The organism is Cupriavidus necator, assembly GCF_013141915.1.
Lineage (GTDB): Bacteria > Pseudomonadota > Gammaproteobacteria > Burkholderiales > Burkholderiaceae > Cupriavidus > Cupriavidus necator_B.
Map to the genome: position 1 here is coordinate 1,024,207 of NZ_SROX01000001.1, position 17,828 is coordinate 1,042,034.

The 17,828-nt window shown below is 68.2% G+C and carries 17 protein-coding genes; 8 read left to right on the plus strand and 9 right to left on the minus strand.

All coding sequences use genetic code 11. The features are described from left to right. Nucleotides 1–57: 57 nt before the first annotated feature. From E5S69_RS04555 to E5S69_RS04580, 6 genes are all read right to left on the minus strand, one after another. Complete coding sequence (locus E5S69_RS04555) at nt 58–1,059, minus strand: 2Fe-2S iron-sulfur cluster-binding protein (RefSeq protein WP_171513796.1); 1,002 nt, start codon at nt 1,057–1,059, stop codon at nt 58–60. 21 nt (nt 1,060–1,080) lie between these two features. Continuing rightward, nucleotides 1,081–1,560, minus strand: a complete 480-nt coding sequence (locus E5S69_RS04560; RefSeq protein ID WP_171513797.1) for a GlcG/HbpS family heme-binding protein — start codon at nt 1,558–1,560, stop codon at nt 1,081–1,083. A gap of 29 nt (nt 1,561–1,589) precedes the next feature. Next, nucleotides 1,590–3,035, minus strand: a complete 1,446-nt coding sequence (locus E5S69_RS04565; protein ID WP_171513798.1) for an aldehyde dehydrogenase family protein — start codon at nt 3,033–3,035, stop codon at nt 1,590–1,592. A gap of 25 nt (nt 3,036–3,060) precedes the next feature. Continuing rightward, nucleotides 3,061–3,792 carry a TenA family transcriptional regulator gene (locus tag E5S69_RS04570; RefSeq protein WP_171513799.1) on the minus strand — a complete coding sequence of 244 codons (732 nt, stop codon included), beginning with the start codon at nt 3,790–3,792 and terminating at the stop codon, nt 3,061–3,063. Nucleotides 3,793–3,944: 152 nt separating this feature from the next. Further along, a complete protein-coding gene (locus E5S69_RS04575) occupies nt 3,945–4,877 on the minus strand; it encodes an ornithine cyclodeaminase family protein (RefSeq protein ID WP_171513800.1) in 933 nt (310 codons plus the stop codon). 59 nt (nt 4,878–4,936) lie between these two features. Further along, nucleotides 4,937–5,692, minus strand: coding sequence for a sulfite exporter TauE/SafE family protein (locus E5S69_RS04580; RefSeq protein ID WP_423766611.1), 756 nt, complete (start codon nt 5,690–5,692; stop codon nt 4,937–4,939). A 341-nt stretch (nt 5,693–6,033) separates the two neighbouring features. Between E5S69_RS04580 and E5S69_RS04585 the strand changes: the two genes are divergently transcribed. From E5S69_RS04585 to E5S69_RS04600, 4 genes are read left to right on the plus strand one after another with little or no spacing between them, the layout of a single operon-like run. Next, nucleotides 6,034–7,572: a hypothetical protein gene (locus E5S69_RS04585; RefSeq protein WP_171513801.1), complete on the plus strand. Its 1,539-nt coding sequence runs from the start codon at nt 6,034–6,036 to the stop codon at nt 7,570–7,572. Between the two features lie 57 nt (nt 7,573–7,629). Continuing rightward, nucleotides 7,630–7,965, plus strand: coding sequence for a 2Fe-2S iron-sulfur cluster-binding protein (locus E5S69_RS04590; protein WP_171513802.1), 336 nt, complete (start codon nt 7,630–7,632; stop codon nt 7,963–7,965). A 1-nt stretch (nt 7,966) separates the two neighbouring features. After that, nucleotides 7,967–8,284 carry a ferredoxin gene (locus tag E5S69_RS04595; protein WP_171513803.1) on the plus strand — a complete coding sequence of 106 codons (318 nt, stop codon included), beginning with the start codon at nt 7,967–7,969 and terminating at the stop codon, nt 8,282–8,284. A gap of 33 nt (nt 8,285–8,317) precedes the next feature. Next, on the plus strand, nt 8,318–8,647 hold the full coding sequence (locus tag E5S69_RS04600) for a 2Fe-2S iron-sulfur cluster-binding protein (protein ID WP_171513804.1): 330 nt from the start codon (nt 8,318–8,320) through the stop codon (nt 8,645–8,647). A 38-nt stretch (nt 8,648–8,685) separates the two neighbouring features. On the opposite strand, the gene E5S69_RS04605 is transcribed toward E5S69_RS04600, so the two are convergent. The 3 genes from E5S69_RS04605 to E5S69_RS04615 are packed head-to-tail and all read right to left on the minus strand — an operon-like array spanning nt 8,686 to nt 12,327. Further along, nucleotides 8,686–10,407 (minus strand): cobaltochelatase CobT-related protein, encoded by a 1,722-nt coding sequence (locus E5S69_RS04605; RefSeq protein WP_171513805.1) that lies wholly within the window; start codon nt 10,405–10,407, stop codon nt 8,686–8,688. After that, nucleotides 10,404–11,429 carry an AAA family ATPase gene (locus E5S69_RS04610; RefSeq protein WP_171513806.1) on the minus strand — a complete coding sequence of 342 codons (1,026 nt, stop codon included), beginning with the start codon at nt 11,427–11,429 and terminating at the stop codon, nt 10,404–10,406. Before E5S69_RS04610 ends, E5S69_RS04605 begins: the two co-directional genes overlap by 4 nt. Nucleotides 11,430–11,478: 49 nt before the next feature. Then, on the minus strand, nt 11,479–12,327 hold the full coding sequence (locus E5S69_RS04615) for an IclR family transcriptional regulator (protein ID WP_171513807.1): 849 nt from the start codon (nt 12,325–12,327) through the stop codon (nt 11,479–11,481). 334 nt (nt 12,328–12,661) lie between these two features. On the opposite strand from E5S69_RS04615, the gene E5S69_RS04620 reads away from it, so the two are divergent. From E5S69_RS04620 to E5S69_RS04635, 4 genes are all read left to right on the plus strand, one after another. Beyond that, a complete protein-coding gene (locus E5S69_RS04620; RefSeq protein ID WP_171513808.1) occupies nt 12,662–14,098 on the plus strand; it encodes an amino acid permease in 1,437 nt (478 codons plus the stop codon). 120 nt (nt 14,099–14,218) lie between these two features. Beyond that, complete coding sequence (locus E5S69_RS04625) at nt 14,219–15,781, plus strand: PLP-dependent aminotransferase family protein (RefSeq protein ID WP_171513809.1); 1,563 nt, start codon at nt 14,219–14,221, stop codon at nt 15,779–15,781. 139 nt (nt 15,782–15,920) lie between these two features. Then, nucleotides 15,921–16,337 (plus strand): nuclear transport factor 2 family protein, encoded by a 417-nt coding sequence (locus E5S69_RS04630; protein WP_171513810.1) that lies wholly within the window; start codon nt 15,921–15,923, stop codon nt 16,335–16,337. Between the two features lie 15 nt (nt 16,338–16,352). Beyond that, on the plus strand, nt 16,353–17,798 hold the full coding sequence (locus E5S69_RS04635; RefSeq protein ID WP_171513811.1) for an NAD(P)/FAD-dependent oxidoreductase: 1,446 nt from the start codon (nt 16,353–16,355) through the stop codon (nt 17,796–17,798). The last annotated feature ends 30 nt before the right edge of the window (nt 17,799–17,828 follow it).

Consider the following 17,828-nt stretch of genomic DNA (forward strand, 5'->3'; position numbering starts at 1 on the left):
CGTAAGCGGAAAGGCTGGCGTCATTGTATACCAGCCATTTTTGCATACCGCCATGTCTTAACAAGGGTGCTGAAAGGTAAAGCTGTCGGCGTAGAGATGGTCGGGACTGGCCCCGCGCGCGATAAAGGCGGCACGCGCGTCGCGGATCATGTTGGGCGAGCCGCACAGGTAGATGGCGTATTCGCTCAGGTCGCCCAGGTCGGCCAGCGCCGCGTCATGCACATAGCCGCGGCGGCCCTGCCAGTCGGCGCCAGCACGCGACAGCACCGGCGCGTAGCGGAAGTCGTAGAGCCGTTCGCCCCACGCCGGGATCTCCGTGTGCAGGTACAGGTCCTGCACCTGCCGCATGCCCCAGTACAACGACACCGGCGGGCAGTCGGGGTCTTCCATCAGCGATTCCAGGATCGCCTTGATCGGCGCCAGGCCGGTGCCTGTGGCGACCATCAATAGCGGCCGGTAGTCGCGCGCGCGGTAGAAGAAGTTGCCCAGCGGCAGCTCGACTTCGATGGCATCGCCGGCCCGCATGCGCGGCAGGATGCCATCGGTAAAGGTGCCGCCGGGAATGCGCCGCACGTGCAGGTCGATGCGCCCGTCGCGCGGCACCGATGCCATCGAGAAGCTGCGCGCGAGCCCGTCGGCACTCAGCAGTTTCAGGTACTGGCCGGGGCGGTAGTCGAGCGCACCCGCTTCCGGCACTTCCAGCTCGACGTGCATGACGTCGGCGGACAGCGGGCGCACCGCCTGCACCAGCGCGCGATGGCGTGCCGGTTCGGCGCAGGCCTCGTCGTCGCGCGCCGTGCTGATGACAAGGTCGGCCAGCGGCTGCGCCTGGCACGCCAGCGCGAAACCGGCGGCGGCCTCGTCGGGCGCCAGGCCGAACGGCTCCTCGTCGTAGCGCACCTGTCCGTCGAGCAGGCGGATGCGGCAGGTGCCGCAGCCGCCCAGCTGGCAATCGTGGCGCAAGGCGATGCCGGCGCGCTGCGCGGCCTGCAGCAGGGTCTCGCCACGCTCGACCCGGAACACCTGCTCGGTTTCGGCGATCTGGATGCGGTACGACATGGAACCTCCGGGCAAGCGTGCTTACTTCTTGATGTCGGCCTGTACCAGCACCTTCAGGTCCTGCGGCGCCAGCAGTTCGGCCAGCGCCTGCAAGGCGGCCAGGCCGGCCTGCGTGTCCTGCTCGCCGTTGCCGCCCGACAGGCCGATGCCGCCGATCACCTCGTCGTTGACCACGATCGGGAAGCCGCCGACAAACGCGGCGAACTTGCCTTCGAAGCTCCACTGGATGCCGAAGGCCTCGTTGCCCGGTAGTGCCGGCCCGTTCGGCGGCGTGGTGAACAGGTGCGTCGAGCGCTTGTGGCCCGCGGCGGTGAAGGCCTTGTTCCAGGCAATCTGCGGGCCGGTGATGCGGGCCCCGTCCATGCGTTCCAGTACCAGCGGGTAGCCGCCTTCGTCGACCACGCAGATCGACTCCAGCACGCCGATGTCTTGCGAGCGGCGGATCGCGGCGGCGACCATGTGGCGCGCTTCGCGCAATTCCAGCTTGATGGCATTCTTCATTGGCGATGACTCCTTGCGACGGTGCGGGCTCAGGCGCCGCGGTAAACCGTCTTGACCTGTGTATAGAACTCCAGCCCGGTGCGGCCCGATTCGCGGAAGGTCGACGTGCTCGACCGCTTCAGCCCGCCGAACGGCGCGTTGACCAGGTTGCCGGTGGTGGTGCGGTTGATCTTGACCGTGCCCGCCTCGATGTCGTTGGCGAAGTGGTGGATGTAGCGCGGGTTGCTGGTGACGATGGCGGCGGCCAGGCCATACTCGGTATCGTTGGCCTTGGCGATCGCGTCGCCGTAGTCGGTGAAGCCCAGGATCGCAATCACGGGCCCGAAGATCTCCTCGCGCGCGATCCGCATCTGCGGCGTCACGTCGGTGAATACCGTCGGCGCGACGTAATAGCCCTTGTCGAAGTCGCCGCCGGTCAGGCGTGTGCCACCGCACAGCAGCGTTGCCTCGGACCTGCCGATGTCGAGGTAGCGCAGCACCGTTTCCAGCTGCTTGTGCGAGGCCAGCGGCCCAAGGTCCATGCCCGGCGTAACGCCGCTACCGACCTTCAGCGTTGCCACCTTCGCCAGCAGGCGTTCGGTGTAGGCCGCCTTGACGGGTTCGGCCACCAGCACGCGGCTGGTGCCGGTGCAGGCCTGGCCCGACAACGAGAAGCCGCCCTTGATGGTCAGGTCGACGGCGCGGTCGAGGTCGGCATCCTCCATCACGATCAGCGGGTTCTTGCCGCCCAGTTCCATTTGCGTGCGCGTGGTCAGCGGCACCGACCGGTGGATCTGCTCGCCCGCGCGCGACGAGCCGGTGAACGATATCGCCCGCACTGCCGGCGCTGCGGTGATGGCAGCGCCGATCTCGGCGGCGCTGCCGGTGATGAAGTTGAGCACGCCCTTGGGCAGCCCGGCCTGCACCAGCGCCTCGGCCAGCCGGTAACCCGACAACGGCGCCTCGGACGACGGCTTGAACACCACCGTGTTGCCGGTGACCAGCGCCGGTGCGATCTTGCGCGCCGGGATCGATAGCGGGAAATTCCACGGCGCAATCACCGTCACCACGCCAAGCGGCTCGCGCTGGCTGTAGACCAGCTGGTCGGGGTCGTCGTTGGGATACACCTCGCCGGTGAAGGTCTGCCCTTCCACGGCATAGAAGCGCAGCGTCTGGGCGGAGCGCAGCACTTCATCGCGCGCCAGCGCCAGGGCCTTGCCTTCCTCGCGGGTCAGTTCGGCGGCGATGCTGTCGGCATTCGCTTCGAGGTGGTCGGCCGCGCGGTTGAGCATGGCGGCGCGCTTGCCGACCGGCGTCTTTTTCCACCCGGCGAAGGCCGCCGCCGCGGCCGCCACGGCCGCCTGCGCATCCGCCGCGGACGACGCCTGGAAGCGGCCCACGAGGTCGGCGCTGTCGGCCGGGTTGACGTTGTCGAAGGTCCGGCCTGACTGGCAGGCCGTCCATTCGCCGTCGATGTGGTTGAGGAACACAGTCATCGTCGATTCCGTTGCGTGGCGCGGCTCAGGCAGCCATGTCCAGTTCGGGCAGCGGCAGCTCTTTTTCGACGTAGTCGTGATAGAGCGCGGTGGTGTACAGCAGCCGCATCTGCGCGCCGACCTCGCAGATCTTCAGGCAACGCTGCTGCAGTTCCGGCGTATTGGCGTGCTCGAGCACGATCTGGTAGCCGCGCTCGCCGTGGATCTCGTCCGAGACGATATGCAGGTCGAAGAACTCGACTTCTTCGTCGGTGAACTGGTACTTGTCGCGCAGCGTTGGCGTCTGCTTGCGATAGATCGACGGCACCTGCGATTCCAGTCCCACCACCAGGCCGGCCACGGCCACGATCGGGTCCTCGCGCATCGCCACCGCATAGCACCAGCTCTGCAGGCCGCGTGTGGTCGGCGACATGTTGTCCGGGTCGAGCACGCGCTCGCGCGTGGTGCCGCAGGCTTCGGCAAAGCGGATCAGCAGGTCGGTGTGGCGGTCGCCGCCGATCTCTTCCTCGTACATGTTGGCCAGCAGGAAGTCCTTGGCTTCGGTGTAGCGGTCCGGCGTGCGCGCATAGATGTAGCCCAGGTAGTCCGCGAACGGGCCGACGTAGTGGTAGTGGTTCTCGGCCCAGCGCGCGAGATGGGCGCGGGTCAGCTTGCCGCTGGCCCACGCCACGCTGAACGGCGCCTGGTTGGCGCTCTTGCCTTTGATGGCTTGTTCGAGGGCGGCACGGAAATCTTCACGGTTCATCAGTTCGGCCATGACGGGGACTCCTGGTTTGGCGAGGTGGGGCGATGGGTTGGATGCCGGATTTGGTGAAAGAGGCGCGCCGGCATGTTTGTATACTATATACAGTCAGCCTGGGACGACAAGGGCCACTGTTGGTTCATCACCTCAGTGTTTACCCGATGAAATCAGTCTCTGCGGGCGCCCGCCCCGGCGGCAATGCGCGACCACGCAAACCCGGCCAGCGCGACGTCTTCCAGGCCGACGCCGACCGACTTGTAGATCACGATGTCGTCGTCCCGTTGCCGCGGCGACACCTTGCCGAGCACCACGTCGGCCAGTTCGACGATTTTTTCCGGCGGCAGCGCGTCGGGGGCGGCCAGCACGATATCGCCGGCCTCGCGGGTCGATTGCGGCCGCCACTCCACCACCACCGCGGCGGCGCGGCGCAGCGCGGTGTCGTCCAGTTCGCGCGTGTGCGGCAGGCTGGAGCCGATGGCGGCGACGAAGGCCCCTGGCCGGATGGCCGCGCCGGCGAACAGCGGCGTGGTCGCGCGCGAGGCGGTGACGATGATGTCGGCTTCCGCCACGGCGGCATCGGGCGCGGCCAGCGCCACGGGGATGCCGCACTGTGCCGACAACCGGTCCGGCATGGCGGCGTCGGCGTGCGGATCGGATACCAGGATGCGTTCCAGCCCGAGCGTGGCGCTGAGTTGGCGCGCGTGCTGCGCGCCCTGCGTGCCGGCGCCGAACAAGGCCAGCGTGCGTGCGCCGGCGCGCGCCAGTCGCTGCGCCGCCAGCGTGGTGCAGGCCGCCGTGCGCAGGCGCGTGATCGCGCCGGCGTCGAACGATGCCAGCGGGCGGCCGTCGTCGGTCGAGAAGATCAGGATGACGAAGGAAAACTGGCCATTGATGGTGGTGTAGACCTTGGCCCCGGCCACGCCCTGCTGCGGGATGACCGCCCCCAGCGTGGACAGCTTGACGCCGCCCGCCTCGGTGCGGATACGCGCCTGCATGGCGGCATCTCCGCGCCCGAAGCTTGTAAACGCGGACTCCATGACCCGGCGGGCCGCTTCCGGGGTGACGTGGGCATCGATCATGGCGTCTGTAATGTGCTGCATGGCAACTCCGCTGGTTGGGTGGGTCTGGAAAGCAGGGAAATCGACAAGGCGGGCCGGCGTCAGGCGAGGGCCGCGCGGCCGAGCACGCCCAGGGCGCCGGCCGCGCACACACCCAGCAGCAAGCGGCGCACCGTGCTGGCGGAAACGCGCCCGCGCAGCCGGTTCGACAGCGCGAAGCCGGCCAGCAGGAACGGCGCGAGCGCCAGTGCCAGCAGCAGCTGCGCCATGCCGAAGCGCCCCGCCAGGGCCAGCATGGCGAGCGACAGCACGGCGCCGCCCGAAAGGATGCAGCCCATGGTCGCGCGCATCGGCCCCGGCGCCATGTGCTGCATGACCAGCGCGAACGGTGGTGCGCCGGCCGAGGTGAGGGTCCCCATGAAGCCGGACAGCGTGCCGGCAATCACGACATTGCGTGGCTCTGGCAGCAGCCGCCAGCCGAGCAGGCTGAGCGCCACCGCGGCAAGGATCGACAGCGAAAACAGCACCGCCAGCGGTCCTGGCGCGAGCCAGGCGATGGTCAGCACTGCCGCCGCGCCCCCAAGTGCGCGGCCCACCAGCGCAAAGCCCGCAACAGGCCAGACGATGGCTTCGCGCTCGCGCAGCGCGCCCATCAACGACAAGCAGCAGCCCATCGCCAGCAGCGGCCCCGGCACGAGCTGCGGGAAGAAGATCGCGCCGAGCGGCGCGCACAGCATCGCAAAGCCAATCCCGCCGACGCCTTGCAGGCATGCGCCGGCCAGGACGAGCGCACCCATCCACAGGTAGTCCGGGACGGCGAGGCCAGGCGGCAACAAGATCAGCAAGGCAGCGGGCATGGCGGAAGTCATCGGTATGGGTATGGGCATGCAAGGCAGGCGGGATGGCCAGCGCCAGCTTGCGCGGGAAGCCGGCGCCGATCAATAGATTATGTATACAGTCTACATGTCGTCACTGTTGACAGCAACCTGCACGCTGGGCAATGCACCATCAAACGGCGTCGAACCGCTTGGGAATCCCAATAGTAGTGCGGCCCAGAAGGATCTTGCACGCATCCGGCATCCGCGTTAGCCCCAATAAAAAATCGCTTGGCTGGGACCATTCGTGGAATATAGTATACCGCCACGGTCCCATGTAGCCGTGGCGCCGCCCCACAACCCTCCGCCCCCAGGGAGTCTTCATGTCACAACAAGTCGTGATCGGTGCCGCGCACTGGATCTATCTGGCCGGGGTAGCAGTCATCGTGCTGACGATGATCCTGCGTGCCAATGTCGTCGTCCCTTCGATCGCCGGCACCGCGCTGGTCATCCTTGCGCTGACCGGCAGCCCGGTCTCCGCGTTGGCAGGCGTGTTTTCCGCCAGCCTGGTGGCTGCCCGCGAGCTGTTCAATATTTTCCTGGTGATCGCCTTCATGACCGCGCTGCTCAATGCGCTCAAGACGCTACGCTCGGACATCCGCATGGTCGAGCCCTTCCGCGTGGTGATGAAGAACGGGCATTCCGCGTTTTTTATCCTGGCTGGCATCACCTACGTGATCTCGCTGTTCTTCTGGCCGACGCCGGCCGTGCCGCTGGTGTCGGCCATCCTGCTGCCGGCCGCGATCGCCGCGGGGCTGCCGCCGCTGGCGGGCGCGATGGCGATTGCCATCGCCGGACAAGGCATGGCGCTGTCGTCCGACTATGTGATCGGGGTTGCGCCGGGCATCAGCGCCAAGGCCGCCGGCGCGGCGGTCAGCGCGGCGGTGGTGGCTGACCGCGCGCTGTCGCTGTCGCTCATTACCGGCTGCATTGCGTTGTGCCTGGCCTACCTGACGATGCGCAAGCACATCGTGCCGGCCAGCGGCACCTTGCTCGACCGCTGGCAGGCGCGCGCCGGCGGCAGCGCCGAGGCCATCGATGGCGGCATTACCTTCGACAAGGCCGAGATCGCCCGCGGCACCGCCCACGCCGAACCGCTCGCTACCGACAGCAATATCGAGGCAAGCCTGTCGATGGTTGCGAGCCGCCGGGTGAAATGGTCCAAGTGCTTTGCCATCGTCACGCCGCTGGCCTTCCTTGCCGTGGTCGCGGTAATGGTGCTGCCCAAGCTCGGCGCCGGCGTGCAGGACCTCAAGGGCGGCGATGCCGCCGCGCTGGTAGGCGGAGTCGCGGCGGTGCTGATGATGCTGGCGACGCTCGCCGCGGAGGGCCCGCGCCGCATGCTCGACGTCTGTCCGGAGCACATCACCGATGGCTTCGTCTTTGCCTTCAAGGCCATGGGTTCGGTGCTGCCGATCGCCGGCTTCTTCTTCGTCGGTGCCGGCGAGACCGCGGCGCAGATCCTCGGCCTGCCGCCGGGCAAGGCGCCCAGCCTGCTGTTCGAACTGATCCAGGCCTACCAGCACATGATCCCGGACAACCATGTGCTGGTCGCGTTCGGCGTACTGCTGGTGGGCATGATCACCGGCATCGACGGCTCCGGCTTCGCCGGGCTGCCGCTCACCGGCACGCTGGCCGGCGCGCTGGGTCCGGTGGTGGGCTTCGATCCCGCCACGCTGGCCGCGGTCGGCCAGATGGGCGCGGTCTGGACCGGCGGCGGCACGCTGGTGGCGTGGTCGTCGCTGATCGCGGTGGCCGGCTTTGCCCGCGTCCCGGTACTGGAAGCGGTGCGCGCGCTGCTGATCCCGGTGCTGATCGGGCTGGCTTGCTCCACCGTCGCGGCAATGCTGCTGTGGTCGTAGGCAGGGCCCGCACCGCGACGGCAGACCGCGTTTTATCCGACCTTTTCGATACGAACCATGCCAAAAGTCATCCTGCACAAGTCCGGCCAGACCTATACCGACGAGGTCGGTCCCCAAACCAACTTGGTGGTGCGGGCCGGCATCCGGCAGTTCCCCTACCCCAACCTGCGCTATGAATGCGGCATGGGCAAATGCTCGAAGTGCGCCTGTCGCGTGCTCGCAGGGGGCGAGCACCTGCCGCCGCCCAACTGGAAGGAAAAGAAGCAACTCGGCGAACGGCTCGATGCGGGCTACCGGCTGGCTTGCCAGCTATGGATCGAGCATGACATCGAGCTGGCCCAGGATGACCTGCCGGCACCCGCCGCGCTGGCGCGGGCAAGCGCGGGGGCCTGACATGTTCGTGCTGCTCACCAGCCGCCCCGGCCAGTTCCGTACCGAACCCACCGATGGCATGACCGCCGTCGAGGCCTATGACTACATGTTCTACGGCAAGCCCACCGCGCGCTTCGTCATCGCCGAGCTGGCTGCCGATACCAAAGTGCGGGTGCGTGAGGAAACCCCGCCCGGCATCGTCAACCTGGTATCGACCCGCTTCCTCGACCAGTACGCCACGCTCGAAGCCGCCCGCGACGCGCTGCGCAAGCTGGCCAGCTTCGGCAGCATGGACCTTGCCCTGGTGCCCGCGCCGCTCGCCGCGGACGGCCGGCCCTGAAATCTCGCGCCTGCACGCCAGGCATCAATCGCCATGATCCAGATCACCTTCCTCACCAACCACGGCAAGACCGTCAGCGCACCGGTCAACAGCAACCTGCTGCGCGTGTCGCTGCGCGAACAGGGCGGCATCCCGTTCAAATGCGGCGGCGGCCTGTGCGGTACCTGCAAGTGCCGCATCGAGACCGGCCGCGAGCATACCGATGCGGTCAAGCCAAAGGAAAGGAAGCTGCTGACGGAAGCCGAGCTGGCGGACGGCTTCCGGCTGGCGTGCCAGACCATGATGACTGGCGATGTCGCGGTATCGTGGCAGCCGAAGGCAATGGCCGGGCGGCCGCAGCCAGCCGCCGCCAGCGGCGACTAGCCAGGCTTGCGTACCGGCGGGCCTCGATGGCGCCGCCGCTAGCGCCGCCTGGCCGCTACCAGCCCCGCCACCTCATCCAGCATCGCCATATCCACCGGCTGTGACAGGTCCAGCGCCAGCGTATGCCGGTAATAGGGGCTCAGGTCCAGCCCGACCCCGAGCCCCAGCACCTCCACATCCCGCCGTGCCTCATGCCGCGCCACCACGGCCTTCAGGTGGTTGTCCAGGTAGCAGGCGTCGTTGGCCTGGCCGGTCGCGGTATCCATGGGGCTGCCATCGGACACCACCACCAGGATGCGGCGGGCCTTGCCGCTGGCATGCAGGCGCGCGCACGCCCACTCGACGGCCTCGCCGTCCACGCCTTCGCGGAACAGGTCGGGCTTCAGCAACGCCGTGAGGTCGGTGCGCGCGCGGCGCCAGCTGCGCTGCGCGTCCTTGAACACCATGTGGCAGGTTTCGTTGAGCCGGCCCGGGTGCGGCGGGCGGCCGCGCGCAAGCCAGTCGCTGCGCGCGCGTCCGCCGTTCCAGGCGTTGGTGGTGAAGCCCAGCACCTCGGTGGCGACGCCGGCCTGGTCCAGCGCGCGCGTGAGCAGGTCGAGCAGCAGCGTCAGCGGCTCGGCCTGCGCCTTCATCGAGCCGGAGCAGTCGACCAGGAAGCCGACCACGCAGTCGGCATGGGCCTTGTGCGCTTCCCGTCGGAACAGCCGCCGCTCGGCGGGCGAGCTGACCAGCTGCGCCAGGCGGCGGCCGTCGATGCGGCCGCTTTCCTCACCGAACGACCAGCCGTCCACGCGCGGCTGCGATAATGCCGCGCGCAACCGGCGCGCCAGCCGGGCGACGTTCACGCCCGCATGCGCGATACGTGCGTCGAGCCGCGTGCGGTACTCGTCCAGCAACGCGCGCCGCACCAGCGTGGCGGCGCGCACTTCGCGGTCGTAGCGGGTGGTGTAGATGCGGTAGCCATCGGTGGCGTCGGCAAGCACGCGGCTGTGGCCGCTGTCGGCCAAGGCGAAGTCCCCGGCGGGCGGTTCGTCGAAGTCGAGCCACAGCGCAAAGCCCGCGCGTGCGGCCGAGGCGGCGGAGTCGTCGTCATCACCGGCGCGCGGCGCTTCGGCACGGATCATCTGCGCCACCGCATGCGCCAGGGCCAATGCATGCGCGGCATAGGCCGCCTGGTCGTGCCGGTTCGCGCGCAACCCCGCCAGCGCGGTGCCCAGCCTTGGCACGATGGCAGCGCGGGTGGCCTCGATCAGGTCCTCGGTGTCTTCCAGCACCGGCTCGCCGGTCAGGCGCGACCACGCCACCTGCGCCACGGTATAGAGCAGGATGCCGAGATGCCCGTCGGTCAGCCCGGAACGATGGAAGGCACGCGACCATGCCAGGAAGCGATGGCGCAGGTTGGCGGCAACGCCCGCCATGCCGCGCGGCAGGCGGGTTTCGCAACGCAGTTGTTCGAGCAGCTCGAACACCAGGCGCTCGACCGCATCGGCCGGGCACAGCCGCCGATGCAGCGCGGCGTCGGAATGCGCCTGGCGCAGCGCGGCGCCATCGGCCGCACCGCGCAGGCAGGTGGCGGTGTCCGTGTCGAGGTCGGTGCGCAGGTGCGGCGCATGCTGCGGCACCGGGCGCAGCGCACGCCAGAGCTGGCCGTCGCGGAAATGCAGCGCCGCGTCGCCGGTCAGTGCGCGCACCGCCGCGCCGGACAGCTCATCCTGCCGCTGGCGCCGGCGCAGCTGCCGGGCGAGCGCCGCCGCGTTCATCGCATCGCCTCAGACGCGGCGCTTGCGCCGGCGGCCTCTCCCGGCACGTGGCCGAAGCAGCGCTGGTAGTACTCCGCCACCACGGGGCGCTCGGCCTCGTCGCACTTGTTCAGGAAGGTCAGCCGGAACGCGAGCGCGGGATCGCGGAAGATCTGGCAGTTCTCGGCCCAGCTGATCACGGTGCGCGGCGACATCAGCGCCGACACGTCGCCGGCGGCAAAGCCGCGGCGGGTCAGGCCGGCCAGCGCCACCATGGCATCGACCAGCGCGCGCCCGTCGGCATCGTCCAGCTCGGGCACGCGGGCCAGCACGATGCCCGCCTCTTCGTCGTGCGCCAGGTAGTCCAGCGTCGCCACCACGTTCCAGCGGTCGATCTGCGCGTGGTTCAGCAACTGGGTGCCGTGGTAGAGGCCGTTGACATTGCCAAGCCCTACGGTATTGGACGTGGCGAACAGCCGGAAGGAAGGATGCGGCCGGATCACGCGGTTCTGGTCCAGCAGCGTGAACTTGCCGTCGCGTTCCAGGATGCGCTGGATCACGAACATCACGTCGGGCCGCCCCGCGTCATATTCATCGAAGATCAGCGCCACCGGCCGTTGCAGCGCCCACGGCACGATGCCTTCCTGGAACTCGGTGACCTGGCGCCCGTCGCGTACCACGATGGCATCCTTGCCGACCAGGTCGAGCCGGCTGATGTGGCCGTCCAGGTTGACGCGCACGCAGGGCCAGTTCAGCCGCGCGGCCACCTGCTCGATATGGGTGGACTTGCCGCTGCCGTGCAGGCCCTGCACCATCACGCGCCGGTCGCGCATGAAGCCCGACAGGATCGCCAGCGTCACCTCGGGCTGGAAGCGGTAGGCCGGATCGATCTCCGGCACGTGCTCGTCGCGCTCGCTGAAGGCCGGCACCATCAGGCCGGAATCGATGCCGAACACGCTGCGCACCGGAATCATCCGGTCCGGCTTGCCAAACTGGTCTTGCGTCACCTCTTGCTCCTCGTTGCCTTGCTTATCGCATGCCATGTCATCGGCACTGCGGCAAGCGGAGCGGTTCCGCGTGACGCCGTGCTTGCTATTCGTCCTCTTCGGCGGCGTCCGTGGCCTCGGTGCCGCCCTGCCAGCCGCCGGCGCTGTCGGCCTCGATTGCCGCCAGCGCCGCCGCCGCGCGCTGCAGCGCGGGCAGCAGCTGCACCGCCTTGTCGCGCGCCACGCGCATCACCGGGGCCTGCAGCGCCAGCCCGAGGTTGGACTTGCCGCCGTCGGCGGCCGGCACCAGCACGCCGATGCAGACCAGGCCCGGCAGGAATTCCTCATCGTCCATCGCATAACCGTCGCGCTTGACGCGTTCCAGTTCCGCCTCCAGTTGCGCATGGTCGGTCAGCGTGTTCTGCGTGTAGCGTTCCAGCTCCACGTTGGCCAGCAGCCGCTGCCGCTGCGCCGGCGCCAGCTGCGCCAGGAACAGCTTGCCGGTGGCCGAGCAGTGCGCCGGCACGCGCGAGCCCGGATGCAGGTAGAAGCGCAGCGGCGCCGCGGTCTCGACGCGATCCAGGTACAGCACCTCGCCGCCGGAGAACGCGGTCAGGTTGCAGCTCTCGCCCACCTCTTCCACCAGCCGGCGCAGCACCATGTGGCGCGCGCCATGCGAGGTGCTGTTGAGCAACAGGTTCTCCGCCAGCCGGCGCAGCCGCAGGCCGGTGCCGTACTGCCGCCCGTCGCCATTGCGCTGGATCAGGCCGGCCGCCTCGAGCTGCTGCAGCATGCGGTGCAGCGTCGGCTTGGGCAGGCCGGTTTCTTCCACCAGCGCCTGCAGATTGAAGGACTGGTCCTTCTCCGCGATGACCTCGAGCAGGCCGAACAAGCGCAGCGCCGGCGTGTCTCCGTCCGGCCTGGCTTCACTCTTGGCAAGGCGCATATCGTTCATGCCTGGCTCCATCATAGGTAAGTTTCATTTTCAGAGTCAAATCATATCAATTATCGAAACTTCTGGTTGACCTTCCCGCGGGAACGGCCTACATTCCGGTTAAACCATAATTTTTCGGAACTTCTGGTTCCATTTTTTAAGCAAACACCGGAGACAAGTCACATGTACGGATAGGCCATCCTCATCCGGGGATTGCAAATACTCAACGACCACGGCCCCAGGCTGGCATTTACTGCCCCGCCGCCTATACCGAAGAGAAGCCGTGGCGCCTGCCTTAATCGCTGGACTGGCTGCAATGCAGTACCGACAGCAAGCGCAGCACAGGAGACACAACATGATTCAACAATCGCCGTCCGGAAACGGACTATCGCACGGCCTCAAGCAACGCCACATGACCATGATCGCGCTGGGTGGCGTGATCGGCGCGGGGCTCTTTGTCGGCAGCGGCGTCGTCATCAAGTCGGCCGGCCCGGCCGCGGTCATTTCCTTCCTGATCACCGGGCTGCTGGTGGTGCTGGTGATGCGCATGCTGGGCGAAATGGCCTGCGCCATGCCCGGCAGCGGCGGCTTCTACGAGTATGCACGCGAAGCCTGGCGCGATCGCCCGGCGATCGGCAACCTGGCCGGCTTCCTCACCGGCTGGATGTACTGGTACTTCTGGGTCATCGTGGTGGCGCTGGAAGCCGTGGCGGGCGCTGACCTGGTGCGCTACTGGCTGCCGGACGTGCCCAACTGGATCATCAGCCTGGTGCTTCTGGTGATGCTGACGCTGACCAACCTGGTCTCGGTCAAGTCATTCGGCGAGTTCGAATTCTGGTTTGCCTCGATCAAGGTGGCCGCGATCATGGTGTTCCTGTTCGTCGCCGGCGTCTACGTGCTGGGCCTGGCTCCCGGGTCGCACGGCATGGAGGTGGCTAACCTGACTGCCAACGGCGGTTTCATGCCGCACGGCATCGTGCCGGTGCTGACCGGCGCGGTGGCAGCCACCGGCTTCTACTTCGGCGCCGAGATCGTCACCATCGCCGCCGCCGAGACCGCCGAACCGCAGAAGGCCGTGGCCAAGGCCACCAGCTCGGTGATCACGCGCGTGCTGGTGTTCTATGTCGGCTCGATCCTGCTGGTAGTCTGCCTGGTGCCGTGGAACTCCACCAGCATCGCCACGCCGTACGTCAGCGCGCTGAACGTGATGGGCGTGCCGGCGGCGGCGCAGATCATGAACGCGATCGTGCTGACCGCGGTGCTGTCCGCGCTCAACTCGGGCCTGTACGCGTCCTCGCGCATGCTGTTTGCGCTGACCCGCCGCGGCGATGCGCCGCAATCGCTGGCCCGCGTCAGCCGCAACGGCGTGCCGGTGCGCGCCATCCTGGTGGCAACGCTGTTCGGCTACGGCGCGGTGGTGATGTCCTATGTCTCGCCCGATAAGGTGTTCGCCTTCCTGGTGAATTCGTACGGCACGGTGGCCATCTTCGTCTACATCCTGATCGCGATCTCGCAGCTGCGCCTGCGTTCGCGGCTGGAGCGCGAAGCGCCGGGCCAGCTGCGCGTGCGCATGTGGTGCTATCCGTACCTGACCTATGTGGCGATCGTCGGCATGCTCGGCATCGTGGTGGCGATGGCCTTTATTCCCGACCAGCGCACGCCCCTGGCGCTGGGCGTGGTCAGCCTCGCGATCCTGCTGGTGGCCTACGCGGCGCGGCAACTGTTTCGGCGTGGCGTGGATCCGGTAGTGCCGCTGGCGGAACTGCCGCGCCGCGACCTGCACGAGTATTGAGGCGCATCGAAACATCGATGCCTGGCGCTGCCAATGCCTGACGCCATCCAACCATGACTGACGTGGCGCGCCGGTGCGGTATGCTGGCGCGCTTCGCCATTCGGGAATCGCCCCTGCCCCATGAGCCTGAAGTCTCCCACCACCCTCTGGTCGCAGCTGTTCCAGCAGCATGTGCATTCGGGTCTGAGCCTGCAGGGCAAGATCCGGCAGATGCTGGTCTCCGCCATCCTCGACGAGCAGTTGCCGCACGGCGAGCCGCTGCCCAGCAGCCGCGAGCTGTCGGCGCAGTTGCGGGTGGCGCGCAACACGGTGGTGCTGGCCTACCAGCAACTGGTCGACGAAGGCTACCTGGTCGCGCGCGAGCGCAGCGGCTACTTCGTCAACCCCGAGATCCTCGGCACCCGCGTCAGTGGCGTCGCCTCGCTGCGCGGCGAACCGGTGCCCGCACGCACGGGCGAACCTGACTGGGAACGCCGCTTCGTGTTCCGTCCCACGCAGCAGCGCAATATCGTCAAGCGCGCCAACTGGCGCGACTATCCCTACCCGTTCATCTACGGCCAGTACGACCCGGCGCTGTTCCCCACCGCGGACTGGCGCGAATGCTGCCTGAAGGCGCTGAGCGTGCTCGACATCCACGACTGGGCGCAGGACATGATCCTGCGCGACGACGAATCGCTGGTGCAGCAGATCCGCACCCGCGTGCTGCCGCGCCGCGGGGTCTGGGCCGGCACCGACGAGATCGTGATCACCGTGGGCGCGCAGCAGGCGCTGTACCTGCTGGCCGATTTGCTGGTCAGCCCCGACACCCCGGTGGGCATCGAAGACCCCGGCTACCCGGACGCACGCAATATCTTTGGCTCGCACACCGCCAACCTGGTGCCGCTGCCAATCGACGACGATGGCCTGATGCTGTCCGATGCGCAGCGCGCCTGCGACTACGTCTACGTGACCCCGGGCCACCAGTGCCCGACCACCGTCACCATGCCGCTGGCGCGCCGCCAGGCGCTGCTGCGGCAGGCCGAGGAAGCGGACTTCGTGCTGATCGAGGACGACTACGAGGCCGAAAGCCGCTTCGAGGGCGACCCCACCCCGACGCTCAAGAGCCTGGACCGCAGCAACCGCGTGATCTATGTCGGCAGCCTGTCCAAGAGCCTGGCCCCGGGCCTGCGCATCGGTTACATCGTCGGCCCGGCGGCGCTGATCGCCGAGTTGCGCGGCGCGCGCCGACTGATGCTGCGGCACCCATCGGCCTATATCCAGCGCGCATTCTCGCTGTTCCTGTCGCTGGGCCACTACGATGCGCACCTGCGCCGGCTGGCCGCCGCGCACCGCGAGCGCGCCGAAGCGGTGCTGGCGGCGCTGGCCGCGCATATGCCGGATTTCCACGCGGTGCCAATCGCCGGCGGCGCATCCTGCTGGATCGAGGGGCCGTCCTGGCTCGACGCCGATGCGCTGGCGCGGCTGGCCGAACTGCAGGGCGTGCTGATCGAACCCGGCAGTGTCTTCTTCATGGCCGAGCCCGCGCCGCGCAATGGCTTCCGGCTGGGTTACTCGTCGATCTCACTGGATCGCATCGAGCCCGGCATCCGGAAGCTGGCCGGTGTCGCACGTGAACTGCAGGCCACCGCGGGCGGCGCCGCAGCCGCCGCCACCGCCGCTTCCCGGTCCCGTCCCGCCGCTTGACCCAGGCCGCGGCGCGCTTGCGCCGCTGGCCCAAGCGATTGTCCCGAACTGGCGCTACAGCGCCGCGGCCGGCTTCCCTATCCTCGAGTCATGGCCGGTTCCCCTCGGACCGGCAAACACACTCACGGAGACACAAGCCATGTCCAAGGACAACACCGCCGCCGGCATCGAACTGCTGCAAGCCTTCAACGACGCCTGGAACCGCCACGACCTCGACGCGCTGATGGACTGCATGGCCGATGACTGCGTCTTCCACGGCGTGGCCGGCCCCGACCTGCTGGGCCGCAGCTTCATCGGCCGCGAGGCGGTGCGCGAAGGCTTCCAGCTGGCGTGGCAGACCTTTCCTGATGCGCAATGGGTCGATGGCGACCACTTCGTCGTGGGCGACCGCGGCGTCAGCGAATCGACCTTTCGCGGCACCCGTGCCGACGGCGCCCGCATCGAGGCGCGCATGGTCGACGTGTTCACGTTCCGCGACGGCAAGATCGCGGTGAAGAACGCCTACCGCAAGGACCGCCCGCCGGTGGTGGCACCGCAGGCCGCCTCCGCAGCCTGAGCCAGGAGACGCGCCATGCAAGCCGTAGCCCCCCGCAGCAGCCTCCTGGCCGGCGAGCAGTCGACCGCGCCGACCCGGCCGTACGACCCCGCCTACGACCCGCTGCATACCCCCACCCCCGGCCACGGCCGGGAATACGCGCCCACCTACTGGATCGGCACTGCCGGAGAGCCGCCCGCCGACGACGGCCCGATCACGCACGACATCGATGTGGACGTGGCCATCATCGGCTCGGGCTTCACCGGCCTGACCTGCGCCATCTTCCTGGCGCAGGAATACGGCATCAAGGCCACCGTGCTCGAGGCCAACCGCGTCAGCTGGGGCTGCAGCACCCGCAACGGCGGCCAGGCCCAGTGCGCGTCGGGGCGGCTCAAGCGCTCGCAGTGGATCCAGCGCTACGGCCTGGATACCGCGCTGCGGCTGCACCAGGAAGTCTGCGACGGCATGGAGACCTTCAAGGGGCTGATCCAGAACATCGACTGCGATCCGCAGCCCGGCGGGCACCTGTATATCGCGCACCGCGACAAGGTGATGCCCGCGCTGGAAAAAGAGGCGAAGATCCTGCGCGAGGTGTTCAAGTACGACGCGCGCATCCTCGACGCCGACACCGTGCGGCGGGAATACGTCGACGACAAGGAAGCCGCCGGCGCCATGCACGAACCCGAGGGTATCGGCATCCATGCGGGCAAGCTCGCCTTCGGCTACCTGCGCCGCGCGCGTGAACTGGGCGCCAGGGTACACCCGTCCAGCCCTGTGACCGGCTGGGAAACCCGCAACGGCGTGCACTACCTGCGCACCCCCGGCGGCATCGTGCGCGCCCGCGCCGTGGGCGTGGCTACCGGCGGCTACACCTCGCAGTCGCTGCACCGCGAGCTGAAGAACCGGCTGTTCCCGATCCTGTCGAACTCCATCGTCACGCGCCCGCTCACCGCCGACGAACTGGCCGCGTGCAACTTCCGCACCACGCAGGTCATCACCGACACTCGCATCCTGCGCCACTACTACCGGCTGATGCCCGACGGCCGCCTGCAGATCGGCAGCCGCAGCGCCATCACCGGCAGCGACGCGCCGCAGGACCAGTACAAGCAGAAGCTGATCGCCGACATGCACCGCAAGTTTCCCGCGCTGCAGGGCATCCAGGTCGACTATTCCTGGTGGGGCTGGGTCGACGTCAGCCACGACATGATGCCGCGCATCACGCAGCCTGACCCGGCGCAGTCGATCTACTACGCGATGGGCTACGGCGGCAACGGCGTGATGTATTCCGCGCAGGCCGGCAAGCGCCTGGCGGCGCTGATCGCCGGCAAGTCGTCGGCACTGCCGGAACTGCCGATCTTCCGCTCCCCGCTGCCGTTCCCGAACGTGCGCGAGATGGTGGAATCGCAGATGTTCGCGCCGTTCCGCCGGCTCGGGCAGCGCGTGCTGTACCACTGGTATCACATGAAGGATGACGTGCTGTAAGCAGTTCTGAAAGCCCTGCCGGCTGAAAGC